The organism is Phaeobacter italicus (genome assembly GCF_019801785.1).
Taxonomy (GTDB): Bacteria; Pseudomonadota; Alphaproteobacteria; order Rhodobacterales; family Rhodobacteraceae; genus Phaeobacter; species Phaeobacter italicus.
Genome location: NZ_JAHVIJ010000001.1, coordinates 546,679 through 562,490, shown reverse-complemented (window position 1 = coordinate 562,490; position 15,812 = coordinate 546,679). Strand labels below are relative to the sequence as shown.

The 15,812-nt window shown below is 60.4% G+C and carries 16 protein-coding genes; 5 read left to right on the top strand and 11 right to left on the bottom strand.

The features are described 5' to 3' along the window. Positions 1 to 242 precede the first annotated feature (242 nt). From trmFO to gluQRS, 3 genes are read left to right on the top strand one after another with little or no spacing between them, the layout of a single operon-like run. The gene (trmFO, locus tag KUV39_RS02625) at positions 243 to 1,586 is read left to right on the top strand and encodes a methylenetetrahydrofolate--tRNA-(uracil(54)-C(5))-methyltransferase (FADH(2)-oxidizing) TrmFO (RefSeq protein ID WP_222458847.1); all 1,344 of its coding nucleotides are present in this window, start codon (positions 243 to 245) and stop codon (positions 1,584 to 1,586) included. Positions 1,587 to 1,619: 33 nt separating this feature from the next. Then, the gene (locus KUV39_RS02620) at positions 1,620 to 2,234 is read left to right on the top strand and encodes a class I SAM-dependent DNA methyltransferase (protein ID WP_222458846.1); all 615 of its coding nucleotides are present in this window, start codon (positions 1,620 to 1,622) and stop codon (positions 2,232 to 2,234) included. Beyond that, on the top strand, positions 2,231 to 3,094 hold the full coding sequence (gluQRS, locus tag KUV39_RS02615) for a tRNA glutamyl-Q(34) synthetase GluQRS (RefSeq protein ID WP_222458845.1): 864 nt from the start codon (positions 2,231 to 2,233) through the stop codon (positions 3,092 to 3,094). Before KUV39_RS02620 ends, gluQRS begins: the two co-directional genes overlap by 4 nt. 44 nt (positions 3,095 to 3,138) lie before the next feature. Here gluQRS and hisI read toward each other — a convergent pair whose 3' ends face one another. After that, a complete protein-coding gene (gene hisI, locus KUV39_RS02610) occupies positions 3,139 to 3,516 on the bottom strand; it encodes a phosphoribosyl-AMP cyclohydrolase (RefSeq protein ID WP_008561098.1) in 378 nt (125 codons plus the stop codon). Between the two features lie 60 nt (positions 3,517 to 3,576). On the opposite strand from hisI, the gene KUV39_RS02605 reads away from it, so the two are divergent. Beyond that, complete coding sequence (locus tag KUV39_RS02605) at positions 3,577 to 4,029, top strand: iron-sulfur cluster assembly scaffold protein (protein WP_050686460.1); 453 nt, start codon at positions 3,577 to 3,579, stop codon at positions 4,027 to 4,029. Positions 4,030 to 4,427: 398 nt separating this feature from the next. Here KUV39_RS02605 and KUV39_RS18730 read toward each other — a convergent pair whose 3' ends face one another. From KUV39_RS18730 to sciP, 5 genes are all read right to left on the bottom strand, one after another. Further along, entirely contained in the window at positions 4,428 to 4,550 is a 123-nt protein-coding gene (locus KUV39_RS18730) for a hypothetical protein (RefSeq protein ID WP_008560580.1), read from the bottom strand. A gap of 170 nt (positions 4,551 to 4,720) precedes the next feature. Beyond that, positions 4,721 to 6,811 carry an ATP-dependent DNA helicase RecG gene (gene recG, locus KUV39_RS02600; protein WP_222458844.1) on the bottom strand — a complete coding sequence of 697 codons (2,091 nt, stop codon included), beginning with the start codon at positions 6,809 to 6,811 and terminating at the stop codon, positions 4,721 to 4,723. Then, entirely contained in the window at positions 6,808 to 9,048 is a 2,241-nt protein-coding gene (gene ligA / locus KUV39_RS02595) for an NAD-dependent DNA ligase LigA (RefSeq protein ID WP_222459049.1), read from the bottom strand. Before ligA ends, recG begins: the two co-directional genes overlap by 4 nt. Before the next feature lie 177 nt (positions 9,049 to 9,225). Further along, complete coding sequence (gene ctrA, locus KUV39_RS02590; RefSeq protein ID WP_008561700.1) at positions 9,226 to 9,945, bottom strand: response regulator transcription factor CtrA; 720 nt, start codon at positions 9,943 to 9,945, stop codon at positions 9,226 to 9,228. Positions 9,946 to 10,070: 125 nt separating this feature from the next. Beyond that, positions 10,071 to 10,349 (bottom strand): CtrA inhibitor SciP, encoded by a 279-nt coding sequence (gene sciP, locus KUV39_RS02585; RefSeq protein ID WP_008561967.1) that lies wholly within the window; start codon positions 10,347 to 10,349, stop codon positions 10,071 to 10,073. Positions 10,350 to 10,495: 146 nt separating this feature from the next. Between sciP and mnmA the strand changes: the two genes are divergently transcribed. Further along, complete coding sequence (gene mnmA, locus KUV39_RS02580; RefSeq protein ID WP_008560559.1) at positions 10,496 to 11,641, top strand: tRNA 2-thiouridine(34) synthase MnmA; 1,146 nt, start codon at positions 10,496 to 10,498, stop codon at positions 11,639 to 11,641. A 207-nt stretch (positions 11,642 to 11,848) separates the two neighbouring features. Here the strand turns inward: mnmA and lpxB are convergent, their stop codons facing one another. The 5 genes from lpxB to KUV39_RS02555 all read right to left on the bottom strand — a co-directional run bounded on the left by lpxB (position 11,849) and on the right by KUV39_RS02555 (position 15,808). Further along, a complete protein-coding gene (gene lpxB / locus KUV39_RS02575; protein WP_222458843.1) occupies positions 11,849 to 13,015 on the bottom strand; it encodes a lipid-A-disaccharide synthase in 1,167 nt (388 codons plus the stop codon). Then, positions 13,012 to 13,803, bottom strand: a complete 792-nt coding sequence (locus KUV39_RS02570) for an LpxI family protein (protein ID WP_222458842.1) — start codon at positions 13,801 to 13,803, stop codon at positions 13,012 to 13,014. Before KUV39_RS02570 ends, lpxB begins: the two co-directional genes overlap by 4 nt. A 4-nt stretch (positions 13,804 to 13,807) precedes the next feature. After that, positions 13,808 to 14,593, bottom strand: a complete 786-nt coding sequence (gene lpxA / locus KUV39_RS02565) for an acyl-ACP--UDP-N-acetylglucosamine O-acyltransferase (RefSeq protein ID WP_008560764.1) — start codon at positions 14,591 to 14,593, stop codon at positions 13,808 to 13,810. A gap of 4 nt (positions 14,594 to 14,597) precedes the next feature. Further along, complete coding sequence (fabZ, locus tag KUV39_RS02560; protein ID WP_222458841.1) at positions 14,598 to 15,062, bottom strand: 3-hydroxyacyl-ACP dehydratase FabZ; 465 nt, start codon at positions 15,060 to 15,062, stop codon at positions 14,598 to 14,600. Positions 15,063 to 15,169: 107 nt separating this feature from the next. Next, the gene (locus KUV39_RS02555) at positions 15,170 to 15,808 is read right to left on the bottom strand and encodes an OmpH/Skp family outer membrane protein (RefSeq protein WP_222458840.1); all 639 of its coding nucleotides are present in this window, start codon (positions 15,806 to 15,808) and stop codon (positions 15,170 to 15,172) included. Positions 15,809 to 15,812: the final 4 nt, after the last annotated feature.

The following is a 15,812-nucleotide window of genomic DNA, read 5'->3' as shown; positions in this document are numbered from 1 at the left end:
CAAATTTTCGTAAACTCGGTCACAATTAGGGTCGCTGATGCGGACCGTCCCTCCAACCGGATCTCTCCTCCGGCCAGACAGTTCCCCAGCGACCCCAATTCACCCAGCTTTCCCTGACACAGCATTCACGCTGCCGCATCGTGCGATGATGGTCCGCCTGTGGTGCAGATTTCAGGCCAAAAGCCCACCCAAACGCACCGGAAATATTGCGCGAGGCGCGCCACTGCCCTATGTGGCGCAACATGACAAAACAATTGCATATCGTGGGCGGCGGCATGGCCGGCTCGGAGGCGGCCTGGCAGGCGGCTCATATGGGCGTGGACGTGGTGCTGCATGAAATGCGCCCCAAGGTGGAAACCTTTGCGCATCAAACCGGCAACCTTGGCGAGATGGTTTGCTCCAACTCCTTCCGCTCGGACGATGATGAACAGAACGCCGTCGGGCTGCTGCATTGGGAAATGCGGGCGGCAAACGGCCTGATCATGTCCACCGCAGAACAGCATCGCCTGCCCGCTGGTGGCGCGCTTGCCGTGGACCGCAACCCCTTTGCCGAAACCGTTACCGCACGGCTGAAGGCGCTGCCGAATGTCACGGTGTCTTATGAAGAAGTGACAGAACTGCCGGAAGACGGCCACTGGATCTTTGCTACCGGGCCGCTGACCTCTCCCAGCCTGGGACAGGCCATCCAGCGTGAAACCGGAACCGAGGCGCTGGCCTTTTTTGATGCAATCGCGCCAATCGTCTACGCCGAAAGCATCGATATGTCGAAGGCCTGGATGCAATCGCGCTATGACAAGGGTGAGACCGAGGAAGAGCGCACGGCCTATCTCAACTGCCCGATGGACAAGGACCAGTACGAGGCGTTCATCGACGCGCTCTTGGCGGCAGACAAAACGGAATTCCACGAAGGTGAGACCGCAGGCTATTTCGACGGCTGCCTCCCGATCGAGGTGATGGCCGAACGCGGACGCGAGACCCTGCGCCACGGTCCGATGAAGCCTGTCGGCCTGACCAACCCGCATCAACCGGACGTCAAGGCCCATGCGGTTGTCCAGCTGCGCCGGGACAATGCGCTTGGCACGCTGTTCAACATCGTCGGCTTTCAGACCAAAATGAAATACGGCGCCCAGACCGAAGTGTTGCGGATGATTCCGGGGCTGGAGAACGCGAGCTTTGCCCGCCTTGGCGGCATTCATCGCAATACCTTCCTCAACTCGCCCACCCTGCTGGACAGCGAAATGCGCCTGAAGTCCAAGCCCCATATCCGGTTTGCCGGCCAAATCACCGGGGTTGAGGGCTATGTCGAAAGCGCGGCCATGGGGCTGCTGGCTGGCCGTCTTGCGGCGGCTGAGATCCTGGGCAAGACCCTGCCGGTCGTGCCCCAGGACAGCGCGATGGGGGCGTTGATCCATCACATCACAGGCGGTGCCGAGGCCAAGACCTTTCAGCCGATGAACGTGAACTTTGGCCTGTTCCAGCCTGTTGACGGCCTGAAAGGCGGGCGGCGCGGACGCAAGGACCGCTATAAAGCCTATACCGACCGGGCCAAACTGGCCTGGCAGGACTGGCTTGCAAACTTTTCCTAGACGCTGCTTGCAGGCAGCGCCTAAGCTGCCTGCATGACGGACAAGTTTCTGGACAAGGCCTATGGCCTTGAAACACCGGAAGCGACCATGGAGCACTACAATCAATGGGCCGCTTCCTACGACAGCGAAATTGCTGAAAACGGGTACGCAACGCCGGGCCGCATTGCTGCGGCCTGGGCGCGCTATGCAAAGGATCGCTCTGAGCCGATCCTTGATTTCGGCTGCGGGACGGGGCTCTCTGGTCTCGCGCTGCGTGCAGCGGGGTTTTCTACCCTCGACGGGATGGAGCCCGCGTCAGAAATGCGCGCCGAAGCCGAAGCCAAGGACATCTATCGCCGCCTCATCGCCATTGACGTGGCCGATCCCAGCCCGATCCCCAAAGGCGCCTATCGTCAGATCAGCGGCTGCGGCGTCCTGGGCACCGGCGCGGCGCCTCCGCAGGTCTTTGACATGATCCTGCACGCGCTGCCAAAGGCCGGTCTGTTTGTGTTTTCACTGAACGATCATGCGCTTGCGGATCCTGCTTACACCGGCAAGCTGAATGAATGGCTGGACTGTTGTGCTGCACGGCTGCTATTTCGGGACCACGGGGATCATCTCCCCGGCCTGAACCTTAAGTCGACCGTCTATGTGATTGAGAAAGCGTGACATTCACCACCCGATTTGCGCCATCCCCAACCGGACCTCTCCATCTGGGGCATGCCTATTCCGCCTTGCTCGCTGCGGATATGGCCCGGGCCGCGGGCGGGCGGTTTCTGTTGCGGATCGAGGATATCGACACCTCCCGATCGCGCGCCTCCTGGACCCAGCAGATCTATGACGATCTGCATTGGCTTGGCCTCAGCTGGCCAGAGCCGGTGATGCAACAATCCCTGCGCCTGCCGCGCTACAGCGCCGCCCTGGCGCAGCTCACGGCGCTCGGCCTGACCTATCCCTGCCGCTGCAATCGCCGCGACATCGAGGCAGCCGCCGGTGCACCACAGGAAGGGGTGCCGCAATTCGGCCCTGATGGACGCATCTATCCGGGCACCTGCCGGGACCGCAGCATGGCAGATGCGGGCCCTCACGATGTGATCCGACTGAATATGGAAAAGGCGGTCCAGGCCGCGCCGCTGCGCCATTTCCAGGAAACCGGAGAGGCCCACGCCGGCCAACACATGCTGGAGCCCGATCAACTGATTGCCGCGGTTAGCGACATCATCCTGGTGCGCCGCGGCATGGGCAGCGCCTATCACCTGTCTGTCGTGGTGGATGACAGCGATCAGAACATCACCCATGTGGTGCGGGGAAAAGATCTGTTTGAGGCAACACAGATCCATGTGCTTTTGCAGGCGCTGCTTGGCCTGCCGACACCCATCTACCACCACCACGGGCTGATACGGGATGATCAGGGCAAACGGCTTGCCAAACGCGATGATGCCCGCGCTATTGCAAAATATCGCCGCGAAGATGGTGCGCGCCCGCAGGACATTCGCGCCATGGTCGGCCTGCCACAGGCCCCCCTGTAGGCCGCAACAGACAACCTATCAGGGGCTTTACCACCGCAGCAGCCTCAGACCATCGGCTTCATCAGCTCGACTTCTTCGCCATCCCGGATCGCGGTATAGAAACAGCTGCGGCGGTTGGTGTGACAGGCAGGGCCGGTCTGACGGACCACCGCCAAAAGGCAATCGCGGTCACAATCGACCCGCAGATCAACCAGTTCCTGAACATGGCCCGAGCTCTCACCCTTGATCCAGAATGCCTGCCGCGAGCGGGACCAATAGGTGACCTTTTTCGTCTCAAGCGTCTTGGTGACGGCATCCGCATTCATCCACGCCATCATAAGCACCTCGCCGGTTTCGTCGTCCTGCGCGATGCAGGGCACCAGACCGGCCTCGTTGTACTTTAGGCTAAGAGGATCAAAGGACATGACAAAAACCTTTTGCATCTGGAAACTGGCCCCCTATGTATGAGGAACAGCGAGCAAGGGAAAGGCCGAGGTGCACTCATGTCCGGCGAAACCGATCTGATCAAACTCTACTCCGGGCGTATCCTGGCACTGGCCGCAGATATTCCACATCTTGATCGGCTGGAGAGCCCAGACGTTTCGGTCAAGAAACGTTCGCCTTTGTGCGGCTCAACCGTCACCGTGGATTTGCAGATCGAGGACAACACGATCACCGGATTTGGTCAGGACGTGAAGGCCTGTGCCCTTGGTCAGGCAGCCGCTGCTGTGGTGGGCGAGGTCATCATCGGATGTACGCTCGATCAGGTAGAGACCGGCCGCCAGCAGCTCAAGGCGATGCTGACAGAAAACGGTCCCGTGCCGGATGCCCCTTTTGATGGGTTCGAGGTGTTGATCCCCGCCCGCGATTTCAAAAACCGCCATGCGTCTATCATGCTGGCGCTGGATGCCACGCTTGAGGCGATGCAGTCCTACCGCGAACAAACCTGCGCCTGATCGCACCCCAACACGCTGTTGTTGTTCTGAACCTGCGCCCATTTTGGTTGCCCCATCTGGCGTGGTGGCGCCTCTCAGCTGGCGCGGGCCCTGTCTTGCGGTAGTTTTCGTGACGGACACGACCGCAGACCTTGCATCAGCTGATCTGGGCGTCCCGCCCCAAAAAAACCGCCGCTGACCCAAATGGGCAGCGGCGGCAGGTCAGCTCTCTTATGCGGGACCCGGATGAAACCATTAAGGCCTGAGGCAGGCCCACCAGAACAGACAGGCGATCCATTCTGGTTCTTCGGGACATGCGGCCCCATCCGGCATGAAGAGTGCGATCAGGAAAAAGAGAAATCAGGGAACATCGGCACCTTGGGCGTATTGTGCTTCGAACACGCCCTGCAGGCAGACGGTCAAAGGAGGCCCGGCAGATGCAACCCCGCCAGCAACATCACAACAAGCGCGGCCGCGCCAATGGCGTCCTGCAACAAAGTCGAGTGGGCATTCTGAACAGTTGTCTTGATCTGGGCAATCATGGCTCTGGCCTCCTGTCTGTCTTGCGTTCGCTCTCTGGCGGTGTTGTTGCCTATTTGTTCTCACATACAGACCGGCATGTAAAGAACTTTATGAGAACATTTGCGAACACAGGAGAACACCTTGTTCCATACATCGCAACTGCGCGACCGGAACAAATGAGGAACGCACCCTAACCCACGGAAATCAAACGGATCGCCTGATCCTGTTTCATCAGCCACAACAGAACACGCGCCGCCTGCCCCCGCGGGCTGGACAGATCGGGGTCACTCGCCAATAGGGCGCGGGCATCGCTTTGGGCCACTGACATCAGCCCCGCCTGACGCTCCAGATCGGCGATGCGGAATCGCGGCAGGCCGGACTGCGCCGTGCCGATGACATCACCGGCCCCACGCATTTCAAGATCGGTTTCCGAAATCCGAAAGCCGTCTTCTGTTTCGCGCAGGATTTCCAGCCGCTTCTGCCCGCCCTTGCTGAGCGGCGCCTGATAAAGCAGCAGACAAGTGGAATCCGCACTGCCCCGTCCCACCCGTCCGCGCAGCTGGTGCAATTGGGCCAGGCCAAAAATCTCCGCCCGCTCAATCACCATGATAGAGGCATTGGGCACGTTCACACCGACCTCGATCACCGTTGTCGCAACCAGTACCTTGGTTTCGCCCGCCTGAAAGGCCGCCATCGCAGCGTCTTTTTCAGCTGGGAGCATCTGACCGTGGACAAGCCCAACCACCCCATCCCCCAACACCGCACGGAGCCGCTTGAACCGTTCCTCGGCAGCGGTGAGGTCCATGACCTCGGATTCCTCCACCAGCGGGCAAACCCAATAGCATTGGCGCCCCTCATCAATCGCGCGGCGCAGATGGCTGACCACCTCGTCCATCCGCTCCGTGCTGATGATGGCGGTCTTGATCGGTTTGCGCCCCGGTGGTTTTTCGTCCAGCACCGAGACCTCCATATCGCCGTATTGGGTCAGCGCAAGCGAGCGGGGAATGGGCGTGGCGGTCATGACCAGAACATCTGCGCCCTTGCCTTTCTCTGCCAGCTCCATCCGTTGGCGCACGCCAAACCGGTGCTGTTCGTCAACGATAGCCAGCCGCAGATCGCGGAAGGCGACATCGGGCTGGAACAGCGCATGAGTGCCGACCAGAATGTGAATGTCCCCACGGGCAAGAGCGGCACATTTTGCCTTGCGTTCGCGCCCCTTGTCACGGCCGGTCAGGATCTCCAGCACGACACCTGCGTCTTCGGCAAGCGGGCGCAGCGCCTCCAGGTGCTGGCGGGCGAGGATCTCGGTCGGGGCCATCATCACCCCCTGCCCGCCTGCTTCAACTGCGACCAGCAACGCCATGAAAGCAACCAAGGTTTTACCCGCGCCAACATCGCCCTGAAGCAGTCGGTTCATCCGTTCAGGCCGGGCCATATCGGCGCTGATCTCTTCAATTGCGCGCGCCTGGGCCCCGGTCGGTCGATACGGCAGCGCCGAAAGCACCCGCGACTGCAACTGCCCTGTGGCAAGAGACACCCGGCCGGGCAAAGCCCGGTCCTGTTGTCGGGCCAGCGCCAACGTCAACTGATGAGAGAACAGTTCATCATACGCCAACCGCGCCCGTGCGGGCGCCTCTGCCATCAGATCATCAGGCCCCTCAGGGTTGTGCGATTTTGTCAGAGCGTCCTGCCATGCAGGCCACTCTTCTTTGCGCATTTGCGATGGGTCTATCCACTCCGGCAGATCCGGAAGCCGCTGCAGCGCGCTTTGCGCGGCCTTGAACATCGTCTTCTGCGACACCCCGTGGGTGAGATGGTAAACCGGTTCGAAATCGGGGATGTCATCAGCGTCAGCCAGCGCAACCATGTGATCCGGGTGGACCATCTGCGCAAGCCCGTCAAACAGCTCCAGCTTTCCCGAAACCACCCGGCGCGACCCTTCAGGCAGCTGCGCCTCAAGATAGCGGCTGCGGCCATGAAAAAAGACCAGCTGAAATTCCGTTTCCGCATCTGTCACATTGATCCGGTAGGCGCCCCCCTTGTTGCGGGCCGGGCGATGGGTGCCGATCGTGACCTCAACGGTTGCAACAGATGGAAAATCAAGCCCTTGGATCGTCGTGCGCCTCCGCCTGTCCACAACGGAATAAGGCAAGGAATACAACAGGTCACGGGGCGACTCTATTGCAATCTGGGACAGGTGCTGGGCGGTCTTCGGCCCAACCCCCTGCAAGGTTTCCACGCCCGCAAAAAGCGGAAACAGGATCTCCGGTCTGCCGCTCATGCGCCCTCGATCAATGTAAGCCAGCCGTCCTCGTCAAGGATACGAATTCCCAGATCGCGGGCTTTTTGCTCCTTTGATCCGGCGCCGGGGCCTGCCACCAGAATATCCGTTTTCTTGGACACAGACCCGGCAACCTTGGCGCCAAGCCCTTCTGCGCGGGCCTTTGCCTCGGCTCGGGTCATTTTTTCCAAGGTGCCGGTAAACACAACGGTTTTGCCTGCGACCGGGCTGTCCTTTTGCGGGGCTTCTGGCGGTATGATGGTCAGATAGGCCCGCAATGCATCAAACGCCGCCCGTTCATCGGCATTGGCAAAGGCATCTGACAACGACAGGCCAAGGGTCGCGCCGATACCATCAATCCCGGTGAGATCCTCCCAGGCTGCCCGGGCAGCGGGGGGAACGTCACATTGGGCGATGGCACTGTCGCGCACCTCCTTGATGCGGGCGCGCCTGTTGGCCTGAGCCGCTGCAATCCGCTCGGCGTCCTCTGCCTCGTCAGCCGCGCGATGGGCCAAGGCGGCCGGGCGCGCCGTATCGACGGCTTCCGCCATCGCATCCCAATCCATGTAATGCAGCGCCAGATCCCGCGCGCCGACCTCGCCCACATGGCGGATACCAAGACCGAAAATCAGCCGGGCCAGCGCAATCTCCCGCTTGTCTTCAATCGCGGCAAAGAGATTGGCGGCAGAGGTCTCGCCCCAGCCATCGCGGTTCTTCAGCTTGGTCAGGTTCTGAGCATCGCGGGCCTGCAGGGAAAAGATGTCGGCAGGCGTTTTGATCGCCAACGTCTCGTCCCCATAGAACATTTCAATCTGCTTGGCCCCAAGACCATCGATATCAAACGCCTTGCGAGATACGAAATGCTTCAGTTTTTCAACGGCTTGCGCAGGGCAAATCAAGCCACCGGTGCACCGGCGCACGGCGTCGCCCTCCTCGCGGACAGCGGGGCTGTCGCATTGCGGGCAAGTGGTTGGAAAGGCATAGGCTTCTGCCCCGTCAGGTCGCTTGGACAGGTCGACATCCGCGATTTTGGGGATCACATCGCCCGCACGATAGACCTGCACCCAATCTCCGATGCGAATGTCCTTCCCATCGCGGATCTCTTCCCCCTTGGAATCCAGACCGGCAATGTAATCTTCGTTGTGCAGCGTCGCGTTAGACACCACGACGCCGCCGACGGTAACCGGCTGCAGCCGGGCAACCGGGCTCAATGCACCGGTGCGGCCGACCTGAATGTCGATCCCCTCAAGCCGGGTCCAGGCCAGTTCCGCAGGGAATTTATGCGCAATCGCCCACCGCGGTGTTGTCGAGCGGAACCCGAGACGGTCCTGCAAGGCAAGCGCGTCGACCTTGTAGACCACCCCGTCAATGTCATAGCCCAGGGTTGCGCGCTGTTCCTCGATCTTGCGGTAATGGGCAATCAGATCCGCAACCGAGGTGCAATGCCGGGTCAGCGGGTTGGTCTGAAACCCCATCTCCCGCAACCGCGCCAGCGCATCGAACTGCGTTTCGCCCAAAGGTTCAGACAGCTCTCCCCAGCTGTAGGCAAAGAACCGCAGCGGACGGGCACGGGTGATTTCGGCATCCAGTTGCCGCAGAGAACCGGCGGCTGCGTTGCGGGGGTTGGCGAATGTCTTGCCACCGCGGGCCTCGTGGCGTTCGTTGAGGGCTGCGAAATCCTCGTGGCTCATGTAGACCTCGCCCCGCACCTCAAGGATTGCCGGGGCGTTGGGGATTTCCTGCGGAATGTCGTCGATGGTGCGGGCGTTTGCGGTGACATTTTCGCCCACCGCCCCATCGCCGCGGGTTGCTGCGTGAACAAGGGTGCCGTTCTCATAGCGCAGCGACAGTGACAGCCCGTCAATCTTTGGCTCGGCCGTATAGGCCAGAGGCTCAGACGCCGAAAGGCCAAGGTATTTTCGCAACCCCTTGTCGAAATCGGCAACATCATCGTCGTCAAAGGCATTGCCAAGCGACATCATTCGCTGGGCATGGGTGATCTTGCCAAAGCCGGAGGCCACGGGCGCCCCCACGGTGTCAAGTTCGGTGGCCTCGGCTGCGAGGTCGGGAAAAGCCTCTGCCAGCGCGCGATACTGGCGCTTTTTCGCGTCGTAGTCGGCATCGCTGATTTCAGGCGCATCTTTCTGGTGATAGGCCAGATCAGCGGCGCGCAGCTCCTCTTGCAGCTGCTCAAACAGCGGGCGGGCCTCTTCCAGAGTGAGAGATTGGGGATCCATATCGCCTGGCAGTGTCACGTCCGTCGCCTCTTTCTTGTCTTTGCTTAGGTGATAGGGCGATGGTGGGGACAGGTCCAGACGCGGCCTGCGCAAAATGGGTGTGGCGAACACGAAAAATCCCGCCGAAGCGGGATTGTTCCGATCTACATCTGCAGAAGATGGGAGGGGAGCGCCGGATCAGGCGCCCACTGCCATGCGATGACCGCCGGTCATCTGGTCGTCCTGCGGATCGCGCAGCACATAGCCACGGCCCCAGACGGTTTCGATGTAGTTCTCGCCACCGGTTGCGGTGCTCAGCTTCTTGCGCAGCTTGCAGATGAAGACATCGATGATCTTCAGCTCTGGCTCGTCCATACCGCCATAAAGGTGGTTCAGGAACATTTCCTTGGTCAGGGTCGTCCCCTTGCGCAGGCTCAGAAGCTCCAGCATCTGGTATTCCTTGCCGGTCAGATGCACGGCCTTGCCGCCCACTTCCACGGTTTTGGCATCCAGATTAACCGAGATCTTGCCGGTGTTGATAATCGACTGCGAATGTCCTTTGGAACGACGGATGATCGCATGGATACGGGCCACCAGCTCTTCGCGGTGGAACGGTTTGGTCAGGTAATCGTCCGCACCAAAACCAAATCCCTTGATCTTGTTCTCGGTGTCATCTGCACCGGACAGGATCAGGATCGGGGTTTCGATACGTGCCATCCGCAGCTGACGCAGCACCTCGTGGCCGTTCATATCCGGCAAGCCCAGATCCAGCAGGATCAGGTCATAGTCATAGAGCTTTGCAAGATCGATCCCCTCTTCGCCGAGATCGGTCGAATACACGTTGAGGTTCGCATGAGTCAGCATCAACTCAATGCTCTTCGCCGTTGTCGGATCATCCTCAACAAGAAGAATGCGCATATTATTTTCTCCGCCTGTACACTGTTTCCCTCAGGTCGAGTTAACCTTGATGGAAAAAAGTTAACGGCCCGTTACCATGATGGTTAATTTGCGCCTTTAGCTCAAGACTGATTAAAATTTTTGCGTCATTGTTTGCGGTAGTCTTTCAATCGGGTGGCCTTCAGCGCGTCTTCGCCAAAGTCGGCAACGGCTGAAACCCAGCTGCGAAATTCCTCTTCGCTCAGCCCGTAGCGGCGCATCGCCTCGTTTTGGGGGATCAATCCATAGAGCACACCGCGCACGACCGCGGCCTTTCGTGACGCAACCCAGCGTCTGGTCGTCTCAGGCGGCAGATCCGCACGTGTCATCACCGTGCCATCCGGCAAGGTCACAGCGCGCGGGCCATCAACTTTCTTCAAGAACATCACCGTTTCCTTCGTGTGGATCAACGAATGTGGTTCGCCATATTTCACCCAAACGCCTTAAGGACCGGTGAAGCTCACCCCTTGAGGATCGTTAGGATTTTCCTATATTCTGCGGCGTCTATCCCCCTGATTTCGAGGAGTGCCTGATGGCGCAGGAGTCCAATCCCCCGCTGAATTCGCTTGGCTTTGCCAAACCCCCGTCCGAAACACGGGTGGTCGTGGCCATGTCGGGTGGCGTCGACAGCTCTGTAGTTGCTGCATATTTGGCCGATCAGGGCTATGATGTGGTGGGTGTGACGCTGCAGCTTTATGACCACGGAGCGGCCCTAGCAAAAAAGGGCGCCTGTTGTGCCGGCATCGATATTCACGATGCCCGCCGCGTGGCGGAGGAACGGGGATTCCCGCATTATGTTCTCGATTATGAGAACATTTTTAAGGATGCCGTTATCGATGAATTCGCTGACAGCTATCTGGCTGGTGCAACCCCGGTCCCCTGCATCCGCTGTAACGAACGGGTGAAATTCAAGGATCTTCTGGAAACCGCACGCGATCTGGAAGCCGATTGCATGGCCACCGGACATTATATTCAGCGCAAGATGGGCGCTCACGGGCCGGAACTGCATTCCGCCGAAGACGCCAATCGCGACCAGAGCTATTTCCTGTTTTCCACGACACCTGAGCAGCTGGATTACCTGCGCTTTCCGCTGGGCCATCTGCCGTCCAAGGATGCCACCCGCGAAATGGCCGCGCAGTACGGCCTGGCCGTGGCCGACAAACCTGACAGTCAGGATATCTGTTTCGTGCCAAACGGCGATTATGCCAGCGTGATCGAAAAATTGCGTCCCGGTGCGGCGGAACCGGGTGAAATCGTTCATGCCGATGGCCGCGTGTTGGGTCAGCACAACGGGGTGATTCACTATACGATCGGCCAGCGCCGTGGTCTTGGCATCGGCGGGCTGAGCGAACCGCTATACGTGGTCAAGCTGGATGTGGACAACAAGCAAGTTGTTGTGGGGCCAAAAGAAATGCTGGCGACCCGCACCATCCCCGTGCGCGAGATCAACTGGCTTGGGGATGCTCCGTTTACCAGCCAGCCGGAGTGGCACCTGAAGGTCAAAGTCCGCTCCACCCGCCCCCCGCGTGAGGCCATCATCCGCCCGATTTCCGAAACCGAGGCCGAGGTCGAGCTTTTGACCCCGGAGGAAGGCGTATCCCCCGGCCAGGCCTGTGTTTTCTATGCTGGTGAAGGCTCTCGCATCTATGGCGGCGGCTGGATCTGGAAAGGTAACTGAGTCGTTTACTAAGATGAGGTTAACGCCCTGCTCCGGTGCAGGGCGGGGCGTTAACACTTTGGTCAGGATCTATCGCTGAGCGGCCGTGGAAATTTACCAGTCTGTTTCCAAAATCGCATCAAACACACCAAATCTGGCTAGCCACATTCGTTGTGCCACCAGATATCAGGTTAGCCCATAGACAGTTTCAGGATTGCGCGCAGACCGTCAGCTATGCGGCAGACGCGCCAGAACCGCACGCGCGGCACGCAGGCCTGGCGCCTCTCCGCCCTCTCCCAGACGGTCCATCGTGGTGGCCATCGCAGCGGCCTGCGCCGTCGGATCTGCCTTCACTTTTTTCAGCGCCTTGGCGATCTTGTCAGGGGTGCAGTCCGGGCCAAGCCGCTCTGGAACAACGCGGGTGTCACTGACGAGATTGACCAGCGTCACGGTGTCGATCAGCGCCATCCGGCGCATGATCTGCCAGGTCAGCCACTGGAATTTATAGGCAATCACCATCGGTGTGCGGGCTGCCGCAAGTTCGAGAGAGACGGTCCCAGACGCTGCAAGGGCCAGCTCTGCCTCGGCAAAGGCTGCACGTTTGTGGGCCTTGGCCACCTCAGGCTCCAGCGTGTTGGGGTCGATCACCAGTGCGGTATCGGACCATTCGCTCAGCTCTGCGCGCACCAGATCGGCAACCGGCGCGGCGGCAGGCACTACGATGCGGTATTCGGCATGGGTCTGCTGAAACTGGCGCAGAGCGGCGCCGAAAACCGGTGCAAGGCGGCTCACCTCAGAGCGACGCGATCCGGGCAAGGCCAGAACAAACGGCGCATCATCCAGATCATACGCCGCGCGAAATGCTGCAATCTCGGCTCCACTGGCCTGCGGTTCCGCAACCACCGGATGGCCGACAAAATCACATTCCATGCCCGCAGCCTCCATATAAGGGGGCTCAAACGGCAACAGGGCCAGAACATGGTCGATCACCTTGGCCATCTTCTGGGCGCGTTTGGGGCGCCATGCCCAGACAGATGGGGCAACATAGTGAACAGTGCGCACGTTGCAGGCGTCTTTCACCAGTGCCGCAACCCGCAGGGAGAAGTCGGGACTGTCGATGGTAATCATCACATCCGGCCGACTTTCGATCACCGCATCGGCGGTTTCACGAATCCGGCGTTTGAGATGACGATATTTCGGCAGCACCTCTGCCAGCCCCATGACCGACAGTTCGGACATATCGAACCGCGAGGTCAGGCCCTGCTCTGCCATGAGCGGCCCGCCAATGCCTTCAAAGGTCACATCAGGACGCAATGCGCGCAGACCCGCCATCAGGGCCCCACCCAGACGGTCGCCCGAAGGCTCCCCCGCAAGGATGAAGACCCGCAAGCTCATGCTGCGGGGCGCAGCCAGAGAAACAGGCCCAGACGATTGCAGGTTGCAATCACCTCGCCCTGCGACAAGACGATCACCCCGCCTGCCTCCAGCACAATCCCAGAGAGCCCGGCCTGCGCCGCAAGTTCAACAGTCTGCGGCCCGATCGTGGGCAAATCGGCGCGGCGGTCCTGGTCGGGTTTGGGTGCCTTGAACAGCAAGCCGCCAGTCCCATCCGGACGTTGGGCCAGGGCGCGCAACATCCAGTCGGTGCCAAAAAGGTTCTCGACGGAAATCGCTTGGCCACGGCGGATGGCACAGGATTGACCAACATCTGCCCGGCTCATTGCCTCAACCACTTCGGCGCCACGGTCGGCGTCCGGGCGATCCAGCTCACCTGGCTGGATTTCCGTCGGAACGCCCTCGCCCATCAGCAGATCCGGTGCCACCTCATGCGCGGCGCGCACGCTCAGCCCGGCTTGCTCGAAAATCCCGATGATCGCCCTCAGCGCGCCATCATCACCGGCGGCAATCGCGCCCTGCAGGATCGGCACCAATGGCATGGTTTCGGCATCAATTTCGGACGGATCAATCGCCGGTCTGCGCACGGCGCCAGCGAGGCAAATCTCTGTCACCCCCGAGGCGGTCAGCCGGGCGATAAAGCTGCCCAGCTGTTCAAGGCGAAAAGTCAGCTCTGCCTCGATGTGGTCCGGTTCTGAGCCGCGCATTGCACAGACCAGCGGGCGGTCTTTCAGACGGTGGGCCAGTTCAGCAGGCAATGCCCCCTGGCCCGCAATAAGTGCCAGCACCTGCTCAGCCCCCCGGAGTCAGGAAAGAACGATCGCTCTCGCCCGTGATGAATTCAACGATTTCCTGCACATAGGCGCTTTCGGTTTCAGCGCCCAGCCGACGGGCGCGTTCCTGAAAGGTGCCTTCGCCCTGCGCAAGCATCTGAAAGGCCGCACGCAGCGCCGTGATGTCAGAACGCTGCACACCACGCCGCTTGAGACCAACAAGGTTGAGACCATCCAGCTCACCGCGCGGAGCCTGCACAAGACCATAGGGGATCACATCGTTTGTCACCATGGTCACCGCGCCGATAATGGCGCCTCGGCCGATGCGGACCCATTGGTGGATCCCGGAAAGCCCCCCGATGATCACGTCATCTTCCAGAACACAGTGCCCGGCCACAGCTGCCGAATTCACCACGATCACCCGATCGCCGATCTGCGCATCATGGGCGATGTGGCAACCGGCCATGAACAGACCGTCGTCCCCGATACGTGTCACGCCGCCGCCACCTTCGGTGCCGGCATTTACCGTCACATGTTCGCGGATCCGGTTACGTTCCCCAATCACGGTGCGGCTCTTCTCGCCCTTGAATTTCAGATCCTGCGGCACCTCGCCCAGCACGGCGAAGGGAAAGACGATGGTGTCGGCCCCTATTTCGGTATCGCCGGTGACGACTACATGGCTTTTCAGCTCAACCCGGTCACCAAGAACAACCTCGGCGCCAACCAGACAGAACGGACCGATGATACAGTCCGCGCCGATCTTGGCCCCCTCTTCGACCACCGCGCTGGGATGGATCTGGCTCATGCGATCAGTCCTTTTGCAGATCGACCATGGCAGAGAACTCGGCCTCTGCTGCGACTTCGCCATCCACGGTTGCGACACCCTTGAATTTGAAAATCTTGCCGCCCGGCTTGCCACGGGTGGTTTCAACCCGCATTTTCAGAACATCACCGGGGATGACCTTGCGGCGGAATTTGCACTTGTCGATGTTCATGAAGTAGATCAGCAGCTCGGTGTCGATCATGTCCATGCCAACGCCCAGCATCACGCCAGCGGTCTGGGCCATCGCCTCGACGATGGTGACGCCCGGCATGATCGGCGTTCCCGGGAAATGCCCCTGAAAATGCGGCTCGTTCATGGTGACATTCTTGATGCCGCAGGCCGAGGAATAGCCATCGATCTCGACAACCTTGTCCACCAGCAGGAACGGGTAGCGGTGCGGCAGGATCCGTTGGATCAGATGAATGTCGGCGCTTTTCAGCTCGGTTGTCATTGCGGTTTTCCCGTTTTCTGAATGTTGACTATGTCCTAGCAACTGCCCGCCGCCGGGGCAAGCGTAGGCCGCCCTGCCACGATGCAGCAGCCGTGACAGTGTGCAGGCTATTCGTTGCCGTCTTCCGGTGCTGTCCCATCGCCCAGGACGTCATTGATGCGGGCGATTGCCAGATCCGTCACATCCGACGCATCCGAGCTGAGAAACACGCTGGCGTGTTCGAGGATCGCACCGGCCCCTGCCTCACGCATGATCTGCTGAAGAATGGGCAATGAGGCGGCAAAAAACTCGCGTCGGGCATCCTCGCCCATCTGGTTGATCTCCCGCAGCTTGCGGTCCTGGCTGCGGCGGGTTTCCTGAACCTTTTCGTCAAAGGCATCAGCCAGCGTACGAAAGGCCGCTGGGTCCATTTCGGTCCGACGCGCGGTAAGGTCCAGTTCCTCTGCCCGCAGTTCGGCCTCGATGCGGCGGTTTTCTGCAGTAAGAACAGCGCCTTCTGCTTCCAGCTCGCGGGCGATGCGCTGACCAAAGGCGCTCTCGGCATAAAGCCGGTCAGACTGAATCGTCAAAAGCCCCGTTTGTGGCGCACCCAGCTGATATGGCTCTCCCATGGAGAAGCCCACGCCGGGCAGCCCCGGGGACTGTGCATTTGCCACCGTACCGGAAACCGTCGCAACCGCGCACACAAAAGGCGCCAGCCATCCCGCCAGCGCCCTCATGTGCCGTGTGTCCACAGCCATCTCCATTACG

Bases quoted from the DNA above. Each gene is read 5' to 3' on its own strand.
- lpxA (WP_008560764.1), bottom strand. From the start codon at position 14,593: ATGAGCCAGATCCATCCCAGCGCGGTGGTCGAAGAGGGGGCCAAGATC.
- recG (WP_222458844.1), bottom strand. From the start codon at position 6,811: ATGAGCGGCAGACCGGAGATCCTGTTTCCGCTTTTTGCGGGCGTGGAA.
- ctrA (WP_008561700.1), bottom strand. From the start codon at position 9,945: ATGCGCATTCTTCTTGTTGAGGATGATCCGACAACGGCGAAGAGCATT.
- hisI (WP_008561098.1), bottom strand. From the start codon at position 3,516: ATGCAAAAGGTTTTTGTCATGTCCTTTGATCCTCTTAGCCTAAAGTAC.
- mnmA (WP_008560559.1), top strand. From the start codon at position 10,496: ATGGCGCAGGAGTCCAATCCCCCGCTGAATTCGCTTGGCTTTGCCAAA.
- lpxB (WP_222458843.1), bottom strand. From the start codon at position 13,015: ATGAGCTTGCGGGTCTTCATCCTTGCGGGGGAGCCTTCGGGCGACCGT.
- sciP (WP_008561967.1), bottom strand. From the start codon at position 10,349: ATGTTCTTGAAGAAAGTTGATGGCCCGCGCGCTGTGACCTTGCCGGAT.
- KUV39_RS02555 (WP_222458840.1), bottom strand. From the start codon at position 15,808: ATGGAGATGGCTGTGGACACACGGCACATGAGGGCGCTGGCGGGATGG.
- ligA (WP_222459049.1), bottom strand. From the start codon at position 9,048: ATGGATCCCCAATCTCTCACTCTGGAAGAGGCCCGCCCGCTGTTTGAG.
- trmFO (WP_222458847.1), top strand. From the start codon at position 243: ATGACAAAACAATTGCATATCGTGGGCGGCGGCATGGCCGGCTCGGAG.
- KUV39_RS02605 (WP_050686460.1), top strand. From the start codon at position 3,577: ATGTCCGGCGAAACCGATCTGATCAAACTCTACTCCGGGCGTATCCTG.
- KUV39_RS18730 (WP_008560580.1), bottom strand. From the start codon at position 4,550: ATGATTGCCCAGATCAAGACAACTGTTCAGAATGCCCACTCGACTTTG.
- KUV39_RS02620 (WP_222458846.1), top strand. From the start codon at position 1,620: ATGACGGACAAGTTTCTGGACAAGGCCTATGGCCTTGAAACACCGGAA.
- fabZ (WP_222458841.1), bottom strand. From the start codon at position 15,062: ATGACAACCGAGCTGAAAAGCGCCGACATTCATCTGATCCAACGGATC.